Source organism: Kangiella shandongensis (assembly GCF_020005365.1).
GTDB lineage: Bacteria > Pseudomonadota > Gammaproteobacteria > Enterobacterales > Kangiellaceae > Kangiella > Kangiella shandongensis.
Genome location: NZ_JACNML010000004.1, coordinates 289130 through 308341, shown reverse-complemented (window position 1 = coordinate 308341; position 19212 = coordinate 289130). Strand labels below are relative to the sequence as shown.

The 19212-nt window shown below is 43.9% G+C and carries 14 protein-coding genes and 1 tRNA gene; 4 read left to right on the top strand and 11 right to left on the bottom strand.

All coding sequences use genetic code 11. The features are described from left to right. Positions 1–109, top strand: a 109-nt coding sequence (locus tag H7708_RS06565; RefSeq protein WP_223669690.1) for an IS3 family transposase, incomplete at its 5' end; no start/stop codon positions are given. Here the strand turns inward: H7708_RS06565 and H7708_RS06560 are convergent. The 4 genes from H7708_RS06560 to H7708_RS06545 form a co-directional block, all read right to left on the bottom strand. Further along, complete coding sequence (locus H7708_RS06560; protein ID WP_223669677.1) at positions 106–474, bottom strand: hypothetical protein; 369 nt, start codon at positions 472–474, stop codon at positions 106–108. The two genes, H7708_RS06565 and H7708_RS06560, sit on opposite strands and share 4 nt — an antisense overlap. A gap of 171 nt (positions 475–645) precedes the next feature. Then, positions 646–3228 (bottom strand): immune inhibitor A domain-containing protein, encoded by a 2583-nt coding sequence (locus tag H7708_RS06555; RefSeq protein ID WP_223669676.1) that lies wholly within the window; start codon positions 3226–3228, stop codon positions 646–648. A 530-nt stretch (positions 3229–3758) separates the two neighbouring features. Then, a complete protein-coding gene (locus H7708_RS06550) occupies positions 3759–4961 on the bottom strand; it encodes a DUF4785 domain-containing protein (protein ID WP_223669675.1) in 1203 nt (400 codons plus the stop codon). Between the two features lie 9 nt (positions 4962–4970). Then, positions 4971–5825 carry an alpha/beta hydrolase family protein gene (locus H7708_RS06545; RefSeq protein WP_223669674.1) on the bottom strand — a complete coding sequence of 285 codons (855 nt, stop codon included), beginning with the start codon at positions 5823–5825 and terminating at the stop codon, positions 4971–4973. Positions 5826–6358: 533 nt separating this feature from the next. Here H7708_RS06545 and H7708_RS06540 point away from each other — a divergent pair. After that, positions 6359–7003 (top strand): response regulator, encoded by a 645-nt coding sequence (locus H7708_RS06540; RefSeq protein ID WP_223669673.1) that lies wholly within the window; start codon positions 6359–6361, stop codon positions 7001–7003. 5 nt (positions 7004–7008) lie between these two features. On the opposite strand, the gene H7708_RS06535 is transcribed toward H7708_RS06540, so the two are convergent. Then, complete coding sequence (locus H7708_RS06535; RefSeq protein ID WP_407929726.1) at positions 7009–7770, bottom strand: 3-hydroxybutyrate dehydrogenase; 762 nt, start codon at positions 7768–7770, stop codon at positions 7009–7011. Between the two features lie 143 nt (positions 7771–7913). Between H7708_RS06535 and H7708_RS06530 the strand changes: the two genes are divergently transcribed. Beyond that, positions 7914–9902 (top strand): D-(-)-3-hydroxybutyrate oligomer hydrolase, encoded by a 1989-nt coding sequence (locus tag H7708_RS06530; RefSeq protein WP_223669671.1) that lies wholly within the window; start codon positions 7914–7916, stop codon positions 9900–9902. A gap of 50 nt (positions 9903–9952) precedes the next feature. On the opposite strand, the gene H7708_RS06525 is transcribed toward H7708_RS06530, so the two are convergent. The 3 genes from H7708_RS06525 to H7708_RS06515 are packed head-to-tail and all read right to left on the bottom strand — an operon-like array spanning position 9953 to position 14294. After that, entirely contained in the window at positions 9953–10633 is a 681-nt protein-coding gene (locus tag H7708_RS06525; RefSeq protein WP_223669670.1) for an alpha/beta fold hydrolase, read from the bottom strand. A gap of 43 nt (positions 10634–10676) precedes the next feature. Beyond that, positions 10677–11978 carry a GntP family permease gene (locus H7708_RS06520; RefSeq protein WP_223669669.1) on the bottom strand — a complete coding sequence of 434 codons (1302 nt, stop codon included), beginning with the start codon at positions 11976–11978 and terminating at the stop codon, positions 10677–10679. A gap of 60 nt (positions 11979–12038) precedes the next feature. After that, a complete protein-coding gene (locus H7708_RS06515) occupies positions 12039–14294 on the bottom strand; it encodes a TonB-dependent receptor (RefSeq protein WP_223669668.1) in 2256 nt (751 codons plus the stop codon). Between the two features lie 153 nt (positions 14295–14447). Between H7708_RS06515 and H7708_RS06510 the strand changes: the two genes are divergently transcribed. After that, positions 14448–17969 carry a sodium:solute symporter family transporter gene (locus tag H7708_RS06510; protein ID WP_223669667.1) on the top strand — a complete coding sequence of 1174 codons (3522 nt, stop codon included), beginning with the start codon at positions 14448–14450 and terminating at the stop codon, positions 17967–17969. Positions 17970–18006: 37 nt separating this feature from the next. On the opposite strand, the gene H7708_RS06505 is transcribed toward H7708_RS06510, so the two are convergent. The 3 genes from H7708_RS06505 to H7708_RS06495 form a co-directional block, all read right to left on the bottom strand. After that, a tRNA-Leu gene (locus tag H7708_RS06505) sits at positions 18007–18093 on the bottom strand. A 316-nt stretch (positions 18094–18409) separates the two neighbouring features. Continuing rightward, the gene (locus tag H7708_RS06500; RefSeq protein ID WP_223669666.1) at positions 18410–18634 is read right to left on the bottom strand and encodes a helix-turn-helix transcriptional regulator; all 225 of its coding nucleotides are present in this window, start codon (positions 18632–18634) and stop codon (positions 18410–18412) included. 2 nt (positions 18635–18636) lie between these two features. After that, positions 18637–19107: a hypothetical protein gene (locus H7708_RS06495; RefSeq protein WP_223669665.1), complete on the bottom strand. Its 471-nt coding sequence runs from the start codon at positions 19105–19107 to the stop codon at positions 18637–18639. Between the last annotated feature and the right edge of the window lie 105 nt (positions 19108–19212).

Genomic DNA, 19212 nt, shown 5'->3' with positions numbered 1-19212 from the left:
CGACTACATCGAAATGTTTTACAATGCCAAGCGACGACATGGTAACAATGATGATGTGTCACCAGTCGAGTTTGAAAAGAACTATTTTATGAAGCTAAAAGGTATCTAGAAAACTTGGGGCGATTCAACACATTTGCCTTCACCAATTATATGCTGTTGCCGACTTGTTACGATTTCATAACAATTGGAATCATCATTATCAGATATATATATGCGCCAATATCCCTTTCCCGGACTGTAGGATTTGTTATCCGTATCATTATATATTTCAATAAATTCAAATTGATTATTTATAACAGGTGTGTAACAAGTTCCCCTGCAATCTTCACTGTAATATCCATCAGCTTTAACCTGCTTGTAAATCACTGTTCCAGCATCTTTTTTACAAAGCTTTTCAAGTTCATCTTGCCCCGTAGAGCAACCAAACAGTCCTAAAATAACCAATAGGCTTATCAATAGTTTTAATTTATTCATCACAGCTCCTTAATCCTTGATTATTATATGTACTTGCCTACACCTTCAACGTCCAGGCATCCTTGGATAAAGACTAATCCATTTACACAAAATATTCATTATTTTGCTTTTATACTGAGAACACCATAAAAAAGCCGCGATAATCGCGGCTTTTTTGGTTAGATTTGAATATTAACGTTTACGTCTTAATAAAACACCCGAGCCCAGTAGTAGTAACAACCACAGGTTAGAGCTACCACCGCCTCCACTGCCACCACTCGTACTTCCGCTGGTAGTATTATTGGTCGATGATGACGATTGAATCTGTACGGTTTTGGTCACTACGTCTTCAGAACCATCGTCGTCGGTTACTGTTAATTTAACGGTGTAATCACCGGCTTTGTCATAACTATGCTCTGGTGATTCTACAGTAGACGTTTGGCCATCGCCAAAGTCCCAGGTGTAGCGGTAGTGTTCGCATCCACCACTAACCGAACTATTAAAGCTGACGTCTGTTTGCTTAACGTTATAGTCAAAGTCAGCCATTAGATTAGTCTGGATCGAAGCGGAAGCTTTGGATATTTTTACGGTGGCTTTGCTGCTGTCCGTCGCCTGCTCCAGCACTTCAATTCGTAAATTGTTTACCGGTAAAACCAGCCCCGATTCCGGCTGTTCAGGAAATGAGTAGTCTCGGCTGTCATCAAACACAGGTTCTGCAGCCAAGTGTGAGTCGCCCTGATAACTTTTCTGGGAATACAGACCCAAGGCGGCATCGATCACTTGCAAGCTTGATTGAGCGACCGAGCCATTAACCATAATAGGATTTTGATCGGTATCGACCACACCAATAAAACCATGTCCCGGATGTTCTCCGACCTTATTGTCGGTGTAAGCTTCGTCAGCAAACCAGATTAAAACACCCGGTGTATAGACAGAGTCCGCCAAACCGGAGTCCTGCTCGTTTTCGCTACGCAGCTGTACCCAGTAATTCTGAGCTTCGCCAGGTTTGGTGTCATCGATTCTCAGGAAGCCATCAAGACTGGTCGCTCCTGCCTTCTCGGCGCCATCGAAATAAATTTGTCTGTCATTATTGTCCTGAGAGTTATTCAGAGACAAATCATCAATAACCATCCCGTAGCGTTGCACGGCTTCATCAGTCACGTACTGGATTACCACGCTGATCGACTGGTCGGCATAAGCAGAAAGATCAAACCTTAAATCAACCCAGCCCAAAGCACCTTCTGCGCCCGAAATATCCGCAGATTTCCCAGTAATAAAGTGGCTCACTTCACGGTGCTGTGAATTGTTAAGTTGCGTATAATTTCCTTCTATGGCAACGCCATTGACTAAAACCTGCGCATAGTCATAGTCCACTTCAATATCCCAGTGCGCCTTGATGCTCATTTCGGTAACACCCGACGCCGGAACGTACACGGTAAACGATAAGCTGTTGTTTAAATCATGGCCTCCGTTGGAATAATACTGATAATTTCCTGAGTAAGGTGCAGCAAAATCAATTCGGGGTTCAGGCAAATCAATCCGTAACTGGTTCATCTGCTCATGGTTCACCGCTTCGGCCAGCTGAATATTTTGATCGCCTTCAAGCTGAGTAAAATCGATCACTTGCTCATTAATCCAGTTTCCGCCATATACCGACTGAAAAAATGCCTTGGCATAAGGACTAAAACCCGTTGGCTCTGTACCGGCAATCTTACCGGCCCAGCTACCGCCCGCCATAATCGACCAATAGCCCACTGGAGAACCAGCGTCAGAATCGCCAATATCATACTCATCCGGCACGCCTAGATCGTGACCAAATTCATGCACGACAACACCCGTCGCTGCATCAATCGGCTGGATGGTATAGCCAAAAACTTTTTTATCGCTGCCGGCTAGCTGATAGCCGCCAGTAGCAGAGTCCACATAATAACGGTGTGACCAGATCGCATCACCGCCTAAAACACCACCACCGGCTTCTTCGCCAATGCTGGAATGGTAAACCATCACATGGTCAATCAGGCCGTCAGGCTCATTGGTGTTACCGTCCTTATCCAGATCATAAGGATCTTCGACATCGTATTCGGACAGGTTGATATTGTTTGATTGCACCACTTTGGAAACCGCTTCTTTAACCAGCGCCGGCACATTCTGATCACTGTTATTATCGCCAGATTCATTGGCGCCGTAATAAGCTGCATTATTATCGGCAGTGACCCAGCCATAAGTCTGACCGGTAAAATAAAAGCTACCGCCGGATTCATTTTGATAATATTGATAGGCTGATGTCAGGTTTTCACCATTCGGCCCGGTAAATCCTGTCTGAGAAAACATCAGATCCTGATAATGCGACACTGGATAATTGCTATAGTACATTTCCGTATCGGACGAACTTAAACCATGAGAGTCGTGCTTTAAATCTGGGAAGTCGATCAGCACAGCCAGGACTTTTACCGTCGTCTCCTGAGTATTTTTATAAGCTAACGACTTGCCCTGCTTATAGGCTAGGCGTTGCTTTTTTAAGGTATTTTTCACAATTTTAGGCTGATGGTGACTGTGCTTACCAACACCTTGTAAATAGCTCTTTAACGCGGCCTGCTTTTCAGCCGCGGTAGCATTCTTATTCAGTTCAGCATTTTTTTCCAACCAATACAGAATACGCTCATGATTAACGACTGCTGGATCTTTTGGTGAACCCGATACAATAGCTAACTCTGTCGTAAGTCCAGAAACCGGAACGATCAACATAACGAACAAACCAAAAAACAATTGCTTCATCAATTCTTACCCTTATTTATTCAACAAATAAGGCAACGATTTTTGTTATTGCTTTAATGCCTCAACCTGACGTCTTTCTGCCTGTACATATTCATCACACATGACGCCCTGTCTCTAAAATAGAGGCACGATTTTCCATAGGTTGTGCAGACCAAACCTGCAGCCCCGGTTAATCAGCTACATTAGAACTGAGCGGGTCTGTAAGCGATCCTTAATTTGAAGTGTTACTACCTTGTGAAAAGTACGATCATGACCGTTAATTGATTCAGACCAATACTTCTAGAGTGTGAAGAAAACTTTTGCGATAAATTAAGCAGGCGCGTATTGAATAAGAAAGCTGTTCAAAAATCAAACAAAAATAAAGTAAGGGAATAAGAATTTACATTTAATATAACTAATAGAAATATAAGTGAAAGCTAAAGTAATTTAACATTATGTATTTAGTGTTATTTTTCTTTGGCCTCTCCAAGCAACAGCTGTAAATTGTAAAAAGGCGGACTAGCCGCCTTTTGAGCTGGATCTTATGAAACTTACCGCTCCAGCAATACCATCTGCTGCTGATCTCTAAGCTCGAGGTGCTTAACGTCATAGGGCGCACTTAAGCCAGAGCGAGCCACAATACCCGAGTCAAACTTCATCGTTATCATCGCTTCTCCTGCCGCTAAATTAGCTGCACTATGAGTCATCATCAAAGGTTTTAACTGCCCTGCTCCGTCTGTGCCATACAATACCGCGCGGACTTCATAGCGTCCATCCTGATTGACAGATACAGGTATCATTGCTACAGGCGACTGCTTCTGGCCAACAATAGTTGGCGCTGTAGACAGCTTTGCCGTTTTCTCAGCAAAGGCAAAAGGCAACTGTCCATTCCGCTGAATAAGCTGACCACTCGATTTTACCTTGGCTTCCGTGTGTAACTCCCATAAAGCGCCAGGAACCGCATGTGCGCTCATATCGAGTGGCTTGTTAATGATGTAACCATCTTTTGAGCGCTTAAAGTTCACCTTGAAAGTCTTGCCTTCAGGAGAAACAAGCTTACTTTTAATAGTAACAATCTCCTGCGCTTTTCCCTGATTAAACACCTTCGCATCGACATTTAATACATCATCCTGCAAATAGCTGTTTTTATTCGCGGTAAGATGCAGCTCCATGTCACTTTGCTTTTCAAAAACATTAATACGGTAACGTGCATTCTGATTAATATTCTGATCGGCTTTTAGTGTGAAGGTTCCAGCTCCGAGAGAGTCTGCAACTTTCAGCCCAGTCGTTCCTCGCTGGAAACCCACGCCATTTTTCTGCATGGCCGCACTGCTAACTAAGGTGTCAAACGCTTTTCCTTGAGCAAACACAGTTCCTTTGCGGTTAACTAAGCTCAGGTTCTTTGGTTCGACAACACTCTTACCATCAAAGGCCGAGATTCTTACCAGAGCACCTTTGGCTGATGTATTTAACGCAACACCGGACATAAGCTGTTTCCCTGTCACGTCTAACGAATATTGCCGACTTTGGATATGGGCAGGTTTAACTGACTGATCGATCTGCATCATGTTCTTGATGGGAAAGCTGTAACTGACGTTTTTAGTTTCACGCTCCGTTACCGGCGGAGTCATGGCAGCGGCATCGTTTGCGGTATAAGCACTACCACGTTGAGACTTTGAAGCTATGACTTGATCCGCTGATACGGTAAAACCTGTTAACGCCAGGGCTACTGCTGAAATTATTGTATGTCTCATAACTCCTCCTTAAATTCTTGTGCGTAAGAAATAATCCAGACCAAAACACTGACGTCGACTTTGCGCATGACTTAATGGTTCATCGTCGTATGTCTTACTTTTATCATAGAACCAGACTGAACCTGCCGCACTTTGTGAGCTACAATCCAGAAAGCCGTCAGAGCAGCTATTCAACCAGTTCTGAGTAAACTCCAGACCAACATTTTGCGAGTAACCACCACAGTAGCTATCACCATCCCACACCGCAGACTCAACATCGGTTCCAACGACCGATACAAACGGCTTAGGTAAAGCAGGACGACCACTGGTGCCATACAACCATTCATTATTGTAGTACTCCATCCACGCCACTTGCTGCATTCTTACCGCATCATTTTTGTAGCCCAACAGCCAGCCCAAGGCTTCTTCAAACACATTACCATCGATCACCGCATCAGCCAGTGGCGTACCTGCACTCGAAGGTGCAAGTGCAATCACCTCATCAATCCGATTGATAATATTCGGGTAGCGGCTATCCCAGGTAGGATTCGACATTATCCAACGCACGACATTACCGCCATTCGAGTGCGTGATTAAGGTTAGACTGGTGATACTTTTGTTGTTAATGAAGTTGGTTAATTGTGTCGCCAGACAGCCTGCTGCGCCTGACTTCCACATATACTGAGTAAAATCACAGTTGATAACAGTATAATTACTTGAGTTTGGCAATCCCTTGATCACCGACTGAATAAAGTCTCCAGTCCAATAATCATTATAGGCATCACTTTGACTTCCGGTCCCATGAACAAAGGCAACCCCGATATTTGCCTGTACTGTACCAGCCAGCAAGGCACCTGCTATAAATAGCAATAACTTTCGAAACATTGACTACCCCCTTAGTAGTGTTCCATCATTATTGTTAACTTCCTGGGTTAGGTAGGACTCCTCAAAAGAATTAAAATAACTAACCCGAACAAACTTATAGCATCAATATTTTTAAGTGTAAAAAACACTAGTTTTAAACAAAAAATTATATCAACAACAAAATAATCAAACCCAATATAACCAGCAAGCCATTGAAAAATTTCAAATAAACAAACTCATTTAAACAGCCGCTTAAAAGGTATCAAGCACATTCAAACACCAGACACACATCATAAGTTAATACTGACTTAGGATATTGGACAAACCAGTGATTTTCACCCATCTAACCATCTATAATAGTTAACCTTTTCTCATAAAACGTGAACTGGTTTGAACATTTTTCACACAAACCTCACGGATTATTTTGAGCAGTCACTTTTGGTTTGCAAACCGCCGACCAGACGAAACAGACTTTAGTCGACTAGACTTGGGCTGAAAAAGAGGTATGCTGTTATTTTCCGAAACAATATAGAAAGACTTAAACGATAATTCTAATGAACGATGTGCCAGGCTTTTTAATAGCAGATGATCACCCGCTCTTTCGCCAAGCATTACAGCAAATATTGAAGCAGGAATATGCCGGTTGTCACTTGCTCGAGAGTAGTAACTTCACTGAAACCTTGAACATTCTCAAAAATGAAGATGATATTGACTTAGTCTTACTTGACCTGTCGATGCCTGATAATAAAGGCCTGCATTCAGTAAAAACAATTATTGATACACGACCCGAAGTTGCGGTTCTGGTGGTTTCAGCCAACACCGACATCACATTGGTACACCAGCTGCTTGAGCTGGGCATTAATGGCTATGTTCCTAAGTCATCTTCTTTTGAAGTTATCACCGATGCCATTAAGTCCGTACTGGAACTCAATACCTGGCTACCCTCAGAAGTCGCGGAGAAAGTTCAGACCCTAAAAGCCAACTTAACCCAAAAGAGTAATCAGTTATCTCAGCTTACGCCTCAGCAAATTAAAGTCTTATCCATGATTGCCGATGGTAAACTCAACAAACAAATTGCCTATGAGCTAGGTATTCAGGAAACTACCATCAAGCAGCATGTATCAGCTATATTGAAAAAACTCGATGTGATAAATCGAACCCAGGCAGGTATCCTTTACAAGCAACAAGCTTTTGAATAAAAGCTCTACTGTGCGACCCATCCACCATCAAGTGTAATCGTTTGCCCCGTAATGTTTTTAGCAGCAGGTTCAACTAAAAACTGACAAGTACCAGCTAACTCTTCGATACTAATAAATTGTTTCTTTGGCATTGGCTTCAGCATGATCTGTTCGACCACTTCGTCTTCAGTTAGGCCATGCTCTTTAGCCTGGGCTGCAATTTGCTTACGAACCAATGGGGTTTTTACATAAGCAGGACAAACGGTATTAATGGTAATGTCGTATTCGGATGTTTCCAAAGCGAGAACTTTACTGAAGCCTAGCAGTCCATGTTTCGCAGAGACATAAGCACTTTTGTAGGGTGATGCTACAAGAGAATGGATCGAGCCTATATTTACAATTCGACCAAATCCCCGGGATTTCATATTGGGTAGAAAAGCTTTCGTCAGACGAGCGACACCGACCAGCATCACCTCGATTAAAAATTGCCATTTATCTATCGGGAACTCATCCAGAGGTGCCACATGCTGGATCCCGGCATTGTTGATCAAAATATCCACTGGCGTTCCTGACAAAGCCTGCAATAAACGTTCTACGCTATCTTCATTGGTAACATCTAAAGCATAGCCACTGGCATCCCCGCCCTGATCGACAATATTATTTGCTTCTCTTTTCGCAGCACCCTCATCCAGATCAGTAATAATCACTTTATAGTTTTGTGCAGCTAAGTGTTGAGCCACACCTAAGCCAATACCGCTGGCACCACCACTTATCAATACTGTTTTCATCATTAATACTGTTTTAAGCTTTGTCTTGAATATAAATAATGCTACCAAAGAAAATCCTCGGTGAATGCAATACTAAAGTACTAGTTCTCGTAAATCATTCTTCCTTATAATGACTTATAATATTCATAATCCTCAATTAGTATATGAAATGGCAAACTTACTCCACCGTAACAATACTCGCTTATACGCTAGCCGCATGCAGCAATCACAGCGCTACCCCTGACAGGGCTCAGCAGTTCGAAACGCAGGATGTAATCACTTATAAATTCAGTAAAAAGGATAACTCACATTACGATTTGCTCAGTGCCGGCTTAACTATTAAACAGTTACGCTCGACTAAGCCCCCCGAACTTGCTAAACCAGACAAGCCAACACCTTTGGAATTAAGACAATTAGCCTACTACCACAATATTCGCGCGCTAGTCGATCTTACTGCTGCAGGTGGCTTTAATAGCGAATACGAATCCATTGGTAACAACCCTGTTTACGGCACTGAGTATCTGACTTACTCAAAAAATACCGACGGTAGTATTGCTGCCAGTTATTTAATTCAGATCCCTGACTCATTTAACAAAGAGCAACCGTGTCTTATTACGTCAGCTTCGTCAGGCTCAAGAGGCGTCTATGGCGCTGTCGGAGTGGCTGGTTTCTGGGCTTTATCCAAAGGATGTGCGGTCGCCTATACCGACAAAGGTACGGGTACGGGCTTTTATCTATTGGATGAAAACAAGGGGTATACCATTGATGGTCAGCTCGTATCGGGAAGTAGCGATAAAATGCACTTTAAAACTTCATCAAATACAACAAATATTCAGCAAGGTCGCATAGCCACTAAGCACGCTCACTCACAGATTAATATCGAAAAAGACTGGGCAAGCCATGTCAATCGAGCGGCAGTAGCAGGGTTATATTTCTTAAACACGCACTTCCCAAGCCAAAATTACAACAGTGAAAACACCATTATTATTGGCACAGGAATTTCCAATGCCGGTGGCGCAGTCCTTCGAGCCGCGGAGAAGGACACCACCGAACTGTTCGATGCTATCGTTGCTGGGGAACCTAATATCACACCACAGCAGGCAACGTTTGTTATCGAAGATAAATACGGAACGGTAGAAAATCATAGTCAACCACTGCTCGATTACAATAGCACCATCGCCGTATACCAGGGTTGTGCCCTGCTGTCAGATGAATTTAAGAATCATGGTTTTGCTCTCTATATGCAATTCAATCAGGCAAAACTTCAATCCCAGTGCCAGTTTTTAAAAGATAACAAGTTGCTTAGCGCGACGACGACACAGCAGCAAGCTAAGCAAGCCTACCAAAAATTGATTGAGAATGGCCTCCGTCCCGAAGGACTACAGTTCTTGCCAGTCGGTGGCTCAATTAACTTATGGAATGCCATTAACACGACCTATTTCAATGCGTATGCCAAAACACCCGTTGATAACCCCGTCTGCAACAGCGACTTTATCACTGACGACATGGATCATGCGACTCAGGCTACCTTATTTTCGAGCAGTAATGGCATACCGCCAACTAAGGGCGTAAAAATCAACTGGCGTCCCCAATTAAAGGAGCATGCCGAACTCAGTTTGGTCTATCAGAATGATTTATGCTTCGCTAAAACGCTTAATCCGGGGCTACCATTTGACATTAACGTTAACACTGAACACAAAGCCGTCATACAGCAAAGCATTGAGCAGATTAAAGCCCAGGGAAATTTAAAACATAAACCAACCATTATCGTTCATGGGCAAGCCGATGGCTTAATTCCCGTTAACCATAGTTCACGCGCTTACGTTGGCCTGAATTACCTAAAAGAGGGACAGTATTCTAAGTTAAAGTATTATGAAATTGAAAATGCTCATCACTTTGATGCGTTCAATGCGTTACCGCAGCTACAATCTTCATATATCCCTCTACATTATTATTACGAACAGGCTTTAGAGCTTATGTGGCAGCACTTAACCAATGGCACTCCACTGCCACCAAGCCAACTGGTAAAAACCAACACCAGAAAAGTGATGGAAGGAAAGGTCGAAACTTTAACCGATAGCCATAGCCCAAATATATCAAGCGAACCTAAGCATCCAATTACCGTAGACGAAAAAAAGGTGATTATCCCATAGCGGGTAATCACCAAAGCTTACATAATAAAGTAAGCAGGGGTAGAATTTTATTATTCTATTAAATTGACCTGGAGTTGACTGGTATAAGACTGCAAACCAAAGTGACCGTAGGTAAAAGTATAACTAGCATCTTCATTCCAGATACGAGAAGAGTGAACGCCACCAACAGTGCAGCCACCGTAACAAACTACTTGGTCATACCAACTTTTTATCGAATAACTTTTAGCGGCAAAGTTCGAACCATAAATACTGTTTAAGAAAGGGCTACCAATTGACAGACCCCAGTATCCACACGTTGAATTATACACGTTATATGGGTAGTAGCCACAACTGTGCAAGCCTCGTAAAGCGCCAGCGATACCAACAAAATCATCAACAGCATTAGTCGCTGACAAATCCAGTACCTGATCAATCGCTAAAGTAACGCCCATCGAATGACCAATGATGTCTATTTTTCCTGAGCATGAATGACTTATCGCTGCACTGATAGCCTCACGAACCGGGGTTTCCTCGCTGCCATAATGGTTATTGCATGAAGCACAGCTGGTCCCCCAGTTTGGTCGAAAAATTTCATCGTCACTGTATCCCCGAGCGAGTAGCTCATGGTAGGTATTATCCCAGTCTGCACTGGAACCCGTATTACCATGAACCAGCACTACGGCATCTTTGCAGTCCGCCAAAGCTTCTCCCGTAATAAACAGCAGGCAAAATATTAAAAGCCAGTATTTCATTGTTATCTCCTTCTATAACAGCAGTTAAAATTCAGGAGCGACTCTAAAAAATTGAAAACAGACTAATCGCTAATATCAAACCAAGCAGGGGCACGACTACAGTAACAGCAGCCATCGCGCCATAGGCAGCTTGATGAGTTTCACCACAAATGGCTCGAATAGTCGTGACGACATAACCATTATGTGGAAGCGAGTCGAGTGCTCCCGACGAAATCGAAACAATTCGGTGTAACTCACTCGGAGCGACACCCAGTTCCGTATAATGAGGTGCCAGTATTGGCAAAGCGATAGCCTGCCCGCCTGATGCGGAGCCAGTCAGACCGGCGATCACACTGACCGCGACTGCAGCGCCAATCAGCTCATTTCCCGGCAGACTGGTCATCAACTCAACCGCGTAGGCAAACCCTTCCGATTGCTTAGCTATAGAGCCAAAGCCAACTACAGCAGCAGTGTTACCGATTGCCACTAATGCTCCAGTGGTGCCATGACTGATCGCAGTCTGCATGTTTCTAAAGTACTTCCAATTCATGGCAACAATCGATAGAACACCTGACAGCAGAGCAAGGATCAATGCGTATTGTTGTAGTGAGTCATGAAACAAAAACGATAACAGCAACACGATTGCAAGCGGAATAACGCCAGTAACCGGATGAGGAAGACTGCGCTCTTCGTTCACTGGATCATCGGCTCTAACATCAAACTCTTCTCCATGATTAACGGCTTTTTTGATCATTTTCGTCAGCCACCAATAGCCAAAAGTCGCCATAAACACAGCAACGACAAGGCTGACCTCCCATGCTGCAAAAGGTGAAGTCCCCAGATACTTAATCGGGATCCAGTTTTGAATTTCTGGCGATCCGGCCGAGGTCATGGTAAAGGTCACGGATCCAAAAGCTAGAGCCGCAGGAATAAAACGTCGAGGCAAGTTGGCGTCTTTGAACAAGCTCAGCGCCAGAGGGTAAACGGAGAATGCAGCGACAAATAGGCTCACACCACCATAAGTTAATAAGGCGCATGATAAAACTACGGCTAATACAGCGTGTTTCTTACCAATTTTACTGACAATCCAGTGAGCAATGCTATCGGCTGCTCCTGTATCTTCCATAAACTTTCCAAAAAGCGAGCCAAGCAAGAACATAAAAAACCAGGCAGCAACAAAAGAGGCAAAACCATCCATGTAGCTGGTAACAAACGAAACACCCGTTTCATCGGGGAAAATGTTTAAGCCACTAGTTAAAGCAACTAACAAAGCACAGACAGGGGCAGCAATGAACAAATTCACACCCCGCATAGCGGTATAAATCAATAAACCTAAGCCCAATACAAGACCGATGATACTAACCATTAACAGAGTACCTTCTTAAACAATTGGAAAATTAGGCGCTGTAAACAGCGCCTTTAGAGATTAATAGAAGCTATAGGTAGCTGACAGTGTGTAGGTTCTTGGATCACCATAGTAACCAGTAACCGTTCCTTCGACCCCAAGATCAGGGAAGAAGTAACCACCCGTACGGTATTCTTTATCGGTCAGGTTCCTACCGGATAATGTGAAACGCCAGTCACCTTGCGGGGTAATGTAGCTCACTGCCGCATCCACCAGAGTATAAGCATCTTGATCGACAGGTGAATCCAAATCAAAAATCTTCACGTCATCACGGTAAGCTGCGTTGGCATGGATATTCCAATAGGCACCAGAGTTCATTGGTACTTCATAGTTAAAGCCTAGATTAGCCGTTTTCTCAGGAGTATTAATGATATTAATCGTTTTCGGATCGATTGGGGCTCCTGATAAATCATAACCATCAAACTCTTCGTATTCGGCATCCAGAAACCCGAGGTTCATGAACAAGTTCAAGTTGTCCGTCGCCGCGAAAACAGTTTCAACTTCTAAGCCTTGAGCCTTCACGCGACCCGCATTCAGTATTCGACCGACAAAGGTTTCATTAACGCCGTCATTGTCCAAATCCACATTGGTGTTAGTTGTCACCTGTTTATCTTTATAATCCTGGTAGAAAGCAACCGCATTGAGTTGAAGTCGGTTATCAAGCCAACGACTCTTCATCCCCAGCTCAAACTGATCAACCGTTTCTTCTTTAAACGGTGTATCCGCGCCCGGATCAGCTGCCTGGTTAGCTCGCATATTAAAACCACCACTTTTAAAGCCCTGGTTATAACCGGCGTAATACATCAGGTCATCCGTTGCCTGATACTGCACACCGATATGCGGTGAAAAGTTATCAAAGGTGTCGCTGTTGTTAAAATTAGAACGTACCTGGAATGGATCTACTGTGGTGTCCGTGCCAAGAAAAGCCAGTACTTTCACGTAGGCACGTTTTTCATCACGGGTATAACGACCACCGAATGACATAGACCATTGCTCATCAAACTGATAACTCCCCTGACCGTATACTGCATGGCTTCTGGTATCTACAACACCAGAAGTTGTGGTTGAGAAGCCAATACCGCCTAAAAGCTCACTAAGAATCACATCGAACGAGCCCGCGGCTTCACCATCAAAGTAGTAATAACCAAAGACACCGGATAACTGATCACCTTGATAAGAGAACTGAAACTCTTGCGTCAGCTGCTCGTCATCATAACTCGCAGGCACATCCAGGTCAGCCACATTTAACTGATCAAAATCGATATCCGAAACAGTATAACCGTCACGTTGCGCCGTTACTGATTTGAAAGCCCATTCATCATTAAGGGCCCAGTCAATTGTGAGTGCCTCACCGCTGGTTATCACTTCGTTGTTCTCAGGGTCCATGTTCTGACGCGTATCATGAACATTATCCAAAGGCTCAAGGTTTGACACATTACTGGTCGTTAAACGGCCCCCACCTCGTGCATTAGAATCATCTTCAATACGATCCGCAACAAACTTAAAACGCAGATCATCTGAAGCCTGGTAGGTCAGGTTTAAGCGGCCAGCCAGTACATCTTTGTCGGAAAGTTCCTTTCCAGCATGAATACTATCGCCTACTACTTCACCAAAACCATCTCGGTTCAGACTGGCAAACGAATAGCCAAGCATCCACTGATCAGAGCCCAGGGTTGTCTGCCCGCCAAGCTTGAAATCTTTCTGCCCATAATTGCCAACAGCGGCTTGTGCTGTAAATTCAGTATTTGGTGTTAGCTCTTTAGTCACGTATTTAATTGCACCACCGATAGTGTTCTTACCGTACAGTGTTCCCTGTGGACCACGGAGTACCTCAACACGGTTAATATCAAGAATATCAAGAACCGCACCTTGCGGACGAGCTACGTATACGTCATCAATATAAACACCAACGCCCGGCTCAAACCCCCACAGCGGATCATTTTGCCCCACACCTCTGAGATAGGCGGTTAAAGTGGAGTTGGTACCACGACTGGCATTAAAGGTTGCATTAGGCACATAACTTTCTACGTCTGCAATATTCTGCACCCCAGACTGCTCTAGTTCGCTCTCCGAAAAGTTAGAAATAGATACGGGAACTTTCTGCGGGTCCTCAACGGTTCGACGAGCAGTAACCTCAATAACGCTAAGCCCCTTAGACTCCTCTTCTTCTTTTTTATCGTCAGCGTCTTCTGCTGCAAACAAGGAGTTAGCGAACAAAATCGACATCACAGAAAAGCTGAGCGCTGAATATTTAAACGTGGAGTTTTTAGCTTTCATTGTATCTCCTGATATTTTTTTAGTACTATCTAAGGCGTAATCACTTCTTCGACGCTAACTATATCCAACCTATAGGGGGCTTGGTACTATACCTTAGTACTATACATCCTATAGGTGGGAACAACTCAATTATATGATTTATAAGGACTCTAAGTGGTTATATCCGGCTGGCTTCTATTTACCATTGCGTTTGCGTATTTAAGTTTGTTGTTTGCCATTGCCCATTACGGGAACCGCAAAGTACACACCTTTAGTGAGCGCAGCAAAGCGGTTATTACCAGCTTATCGTTGGCTGTTTACTGCACTTCCTGGGCCTTTTTTGGGACCATCCAACAAGCGGCAGAAACGGGCTGGTGGTTTGCTCCCACCTATTTAGGGACTTTAATTTTCTTTGCTTTTGCCTGGCCTCTGGTACAAAAGCTGGTGTTGTCGTCTAAAAAACACAACAGTACCTCGATTTCTGACTTGTTGTCTTCACGCTATGGCAAATCACATGGCGTGGCGATTTTAGTAACTCTCATCGCACTGGTCGCAGTGATTCCTTATATTGCCATTCAGCTGAAGGCTACCAGCGACAGCTACGAGTTTATTACCCAAGGATTAGACGCAGACTTAACGGGAGCCAGCTCTTTTAATCTGGACTCTGCCTTTTACATTGCCCTGCTGATGGGAATCTTCACCATTTTATTCGGTACAAGAAAATCGGAACGCTACGAGCAGCACTCCGGAGTAATCCTGGCCGTCGCTTTCGAATCGTTGGTTAAACTGTTTGCTTTTATCGCTGTTGGGTTATTTATCTCAATATATACTTTTGAAGGGCTGGGGGACTTCACTAGCCGAATTATAGAGAACAATCAAACGAAACAGAGTACTTCAGCAGCACCGCTCTCTTATTGGACCCATGTGTTTCTTGGCGTATTGGCAATGTTTTGCCTACCCCGCCAATTTCATGTGCTGGCAGTAGAGCCAACCAACATAAAACAGGTTAATAGTGCCCGATGGCTATTTCCAGTTTACCTTTTTGCAATAAACTTTTTTATTCTGCCAATCGCCATCGCAGGCAACCAGTTTTTTGCCGATCAGTCGATTAACGCGGATCACTACATCCTCGCTTTTCCGATGATGGCCGAAAAGAGCACATTGACTATTTTAACCTTTATCGGTGGCTTATCCGCTGCCACCAGTATGGTTATCATCGCCACACTGGTTATCAGCACCATGCTAACCAACCACCTGATCATGCCGTTGCTTTTAAAAAACCAGCGCTACTCCAGCCGACGAGATCTAACCGGGTTGATTCTGTTAGTTCGTTCGGTGGTAATCATGCTGGTATTACTGATCGCATACAGCTATTACCGCTCGGTAGCTTCTTACACCGAGATTCCTTCTACAGGTTTACTGTCTTTTGCACTAGTAGCTCAATTTTCACCAGCCATAATTGGCGGTTTATATTGGAAAAAAGCCAACCACAAAGGAGCTATTGCAGGTCTGTCGGTTGGGGCCCTGCTTTGGTTCTATTGTTTGTTACTCCCCTCGCTGCACTCTATCGGCCTTGTAGAATCAAGCCTTGTCACCGAAGGACCTTTAGGGATCGAATGGTTAAAACCAACAGGATTGTTTGGTGAGCACAACTTTGATGTGTTTACTCATGGCGTATTTTGGAGCTTATTAACCAACTTATGTGTCTATTTTGTCATTTCAAAAAATACCTATTCAGGCATCATAGATAAAGCTCAGGCTAACTCGTTTATTAACGTAGCGATGGAAAACATCAGTCAGGAAGGCACCAAACTTTCCGAACACCTGTCGATTGCAGACCTGAAAGCTATCAGCCAACAATTTATCGGCATCAGAAAAACACAGCAGTTATTCCAGCAATACCAAAAGCATCATACCATCAACAAAGAACTATTTAGTCAGCCACTTGATCAGCAAATGGCACCACCAGAATTAATAAAGCTGATCGAACATACTTTAAGCGGTACCATCGGCAGTGCCACTGCACGCATGGTTCTCACTCGCTTTAGCCAAAAACAAAGCAAAGAGCTTGAACAGGTGGTTGAGTTTATTGAAGAGTCCTACCAGGCTCTGGAATTTAACCGTGAACTGTTACAGGCAGCGGTACAGAACCTGCCACACGGCATCAGTGTGATTGATCATAACCTCAATCTGGTAGTGTGGAACAAGCCTTATGTCAGCATGTTTAACTACCCTGATGAGTTAATGCAGATCGGTACACCAATTATCGAGCTCATTGAATACAATGCTAAACGAGAAGAAACCGATCATGAGGTTATTGAGCAGAAGGTGCGACGTCGACTGCAAACTCTTAAAAGCGGTCTCGCCCATAGTCATGAACGGACCGACAACTGGGGTAAAACATTAGTGGTTACCGGTAACCCTATGCCCGGCGGCGGCTTCGTAACCACCTTTGTGGATATCACCGAATATAAGGCGCAACAGGAATCACTCAAACAGCTCAATGAAAATCTCGAAGATCGCGTACAGGAGCGGACCCAGGACTTGGCCGAAGCTAACGATCAATTGGCCATAGCAAAAAAACAGGCGGAAAGTGCTAATCAAATTAAAACCCAGTTTTTAACCGCCTGTAGTCATGACTTGCTACAGCCCCTGAATGCTGCCAACCTGTTCGCATCATCTTTAGCACAGTTTAAGGAGCCGGAGTCCGTTGAACAGTCTATCAACAATATCCAAGCATCCATTTCTCAAGCGGAAACCTTAATTAATGACTTGCTAGAGATCGCCAAGCTTGATGGTCAGGCAATCGAGCCCAAACTAATGAACTTCGACCTAAACGATCTTCTAGGTGAGTTGGCTAGCGGTAACTCCATGCTGGCTAAAGACCAAGGAATTCAGCTTTCTTATGTACCCTGCAATGCCACGATAGCGAGTGACCCAAAACTTCTCAGACGCATACTGCAAAATTTATTAAATAATGCTATCCGCCATACACCAGATGGGAGAATCGTATTGGGTTGCCGATATCGTTCGGAAGGGATTGAAATACAGGTGTGTGACAATGGTGAAGGAATCTCTAAGGACAAACAAAGACAGATCTTTGACGAATTTCGGAGACTGCCCACCAATCAGAATGCCAAATATGCTGGACATGGTTTAGGCCTGGCGATTTGTCAAAAGCTCTCTAAACTCCTAAGACATCCTATGCGACTCAGCTCTGAACTGCATAAAGGCTCGATTTTTTCAATACTAGTGCCCTACGGCAGTGATGCAGAAAAAATAAGCCTGAACTCAAAGGAGACAACTCGACCAGGGGCCGACACGATAGATTTCCAGCAAAAAACGATAGTTTATGTGGATGATGACAAACAACAACTTGATGCAATGACAGACTTGCTACAACAATGGAACTGCCGAGTGTATTCATTCTCATCCTATCAAAGTCTGGAAGAGTCTTTTGCGAGTAGCAGCAAGGTCGACTTTATTATCACCGATTACCACCTGGAGTCAGGGAATACAGGACTCGATAGTATCAGATTCATTAACAACAGGTTGGACACAACGGTGCCATCGATGATTGTCAGCGCGGACAGCACTGCCAGTGCTATTGAAGAAATCAGGGGAAGTGGCTACCTGTTCCTGAAGAAACCACTAAAACCATTAAAGCTCTATAATCTACTGAAGAAACATCTTTAGGATCAAAAAAGGCCTTGATAAATCAAGGCCTTAAATTTGGTACCGGAGGGCGGACTCGAACCGCCACTCCCGTGAAGGAATCGGATTTTGAATCCGACGTGTCTACCAATTTCACCACTCCGGCAATATAACTTATTTTAACCAGCAACATGGGTTGCTAGCTACTGTAACGCTACGCGTTACCCGACGTGCACCGCTCCGCGGCACTCCCTACATCTGACTCACATGGCTGTGAGGAATGCAAAAGCTATATCTGGAATATAGTCTGCCTGTAGGTCGGCCTCTCTCGGACTCCTGTCCTCCGCGGCACTCGTACATCCTGTACATCGTCTACCAATTTCACCACTCCGGCATTAGCACTTTCAGCAACTTAGTTGTAGCCGAAAGTGCGAGGCATTATAAACCAATAAGCTGTTTTTGCAATACTCTCCCGTGGCTTTTTAGGCGGTTTCTTCCTCGTCTTTTATCAGGCTAAATACTTCTTCTACAGGAACATTAAAGTAATCAGCAATTTTTAGAGCGATAATGGTGGATGGTACAAATTTACCTACCTCGATTGTGCTAATCGTTTTACGTGACACCCCTATTGCCTCGGCTAGATCGCTCTGGCTCATACGGTGTTCGGCTCGAAATACTCGGATCCGATTATCAAGTTTGGGGTGCATAACTACTCCTCAAGCTCTTCGAGACCATCATCACGCGTTAAACAAAAGAAACTAATACTGACTGAAAGCACCGCTATAGCAAATAGCGAGGTAAAATAAAATCGGATATCTAAATCCAACAGCTCGAGTTGTGAGGACAAACCTAACAATATCGAAATGCTGAACGTTATGGCTATCCAGCCATTTTTAAAGCTACTCAGCATTGCTCCTGAAACAAACCCCTCAGGTTCTGAGTTTGCGATTAACTTCCCTGAAAGCTTCTGTTTTAAAGCAGGCCAAATAGCATATAGAGTAACTGACATAGTGATAACGACGCCGACCATTATAATCAGGTCGAGCACTTCATTGAGTGTTCCTTTTGGTGTTAGATCCTCAGCCAGGATTGCTAAATACGTCAAGCCACAAATTAGCATGCCCAATGCAACTCCCTTCTGCATTCTATCCACTGTCTCTGCACAATTCTTTTGATTCATACCTTTACTCCGTTAATTTTTAAACAATAAAAAGAGAGTGTCATTGCGACAACTAAACCACCCTTAATGACACCTATAGGTTACTCTAAGGTGATTTTTGGTTTC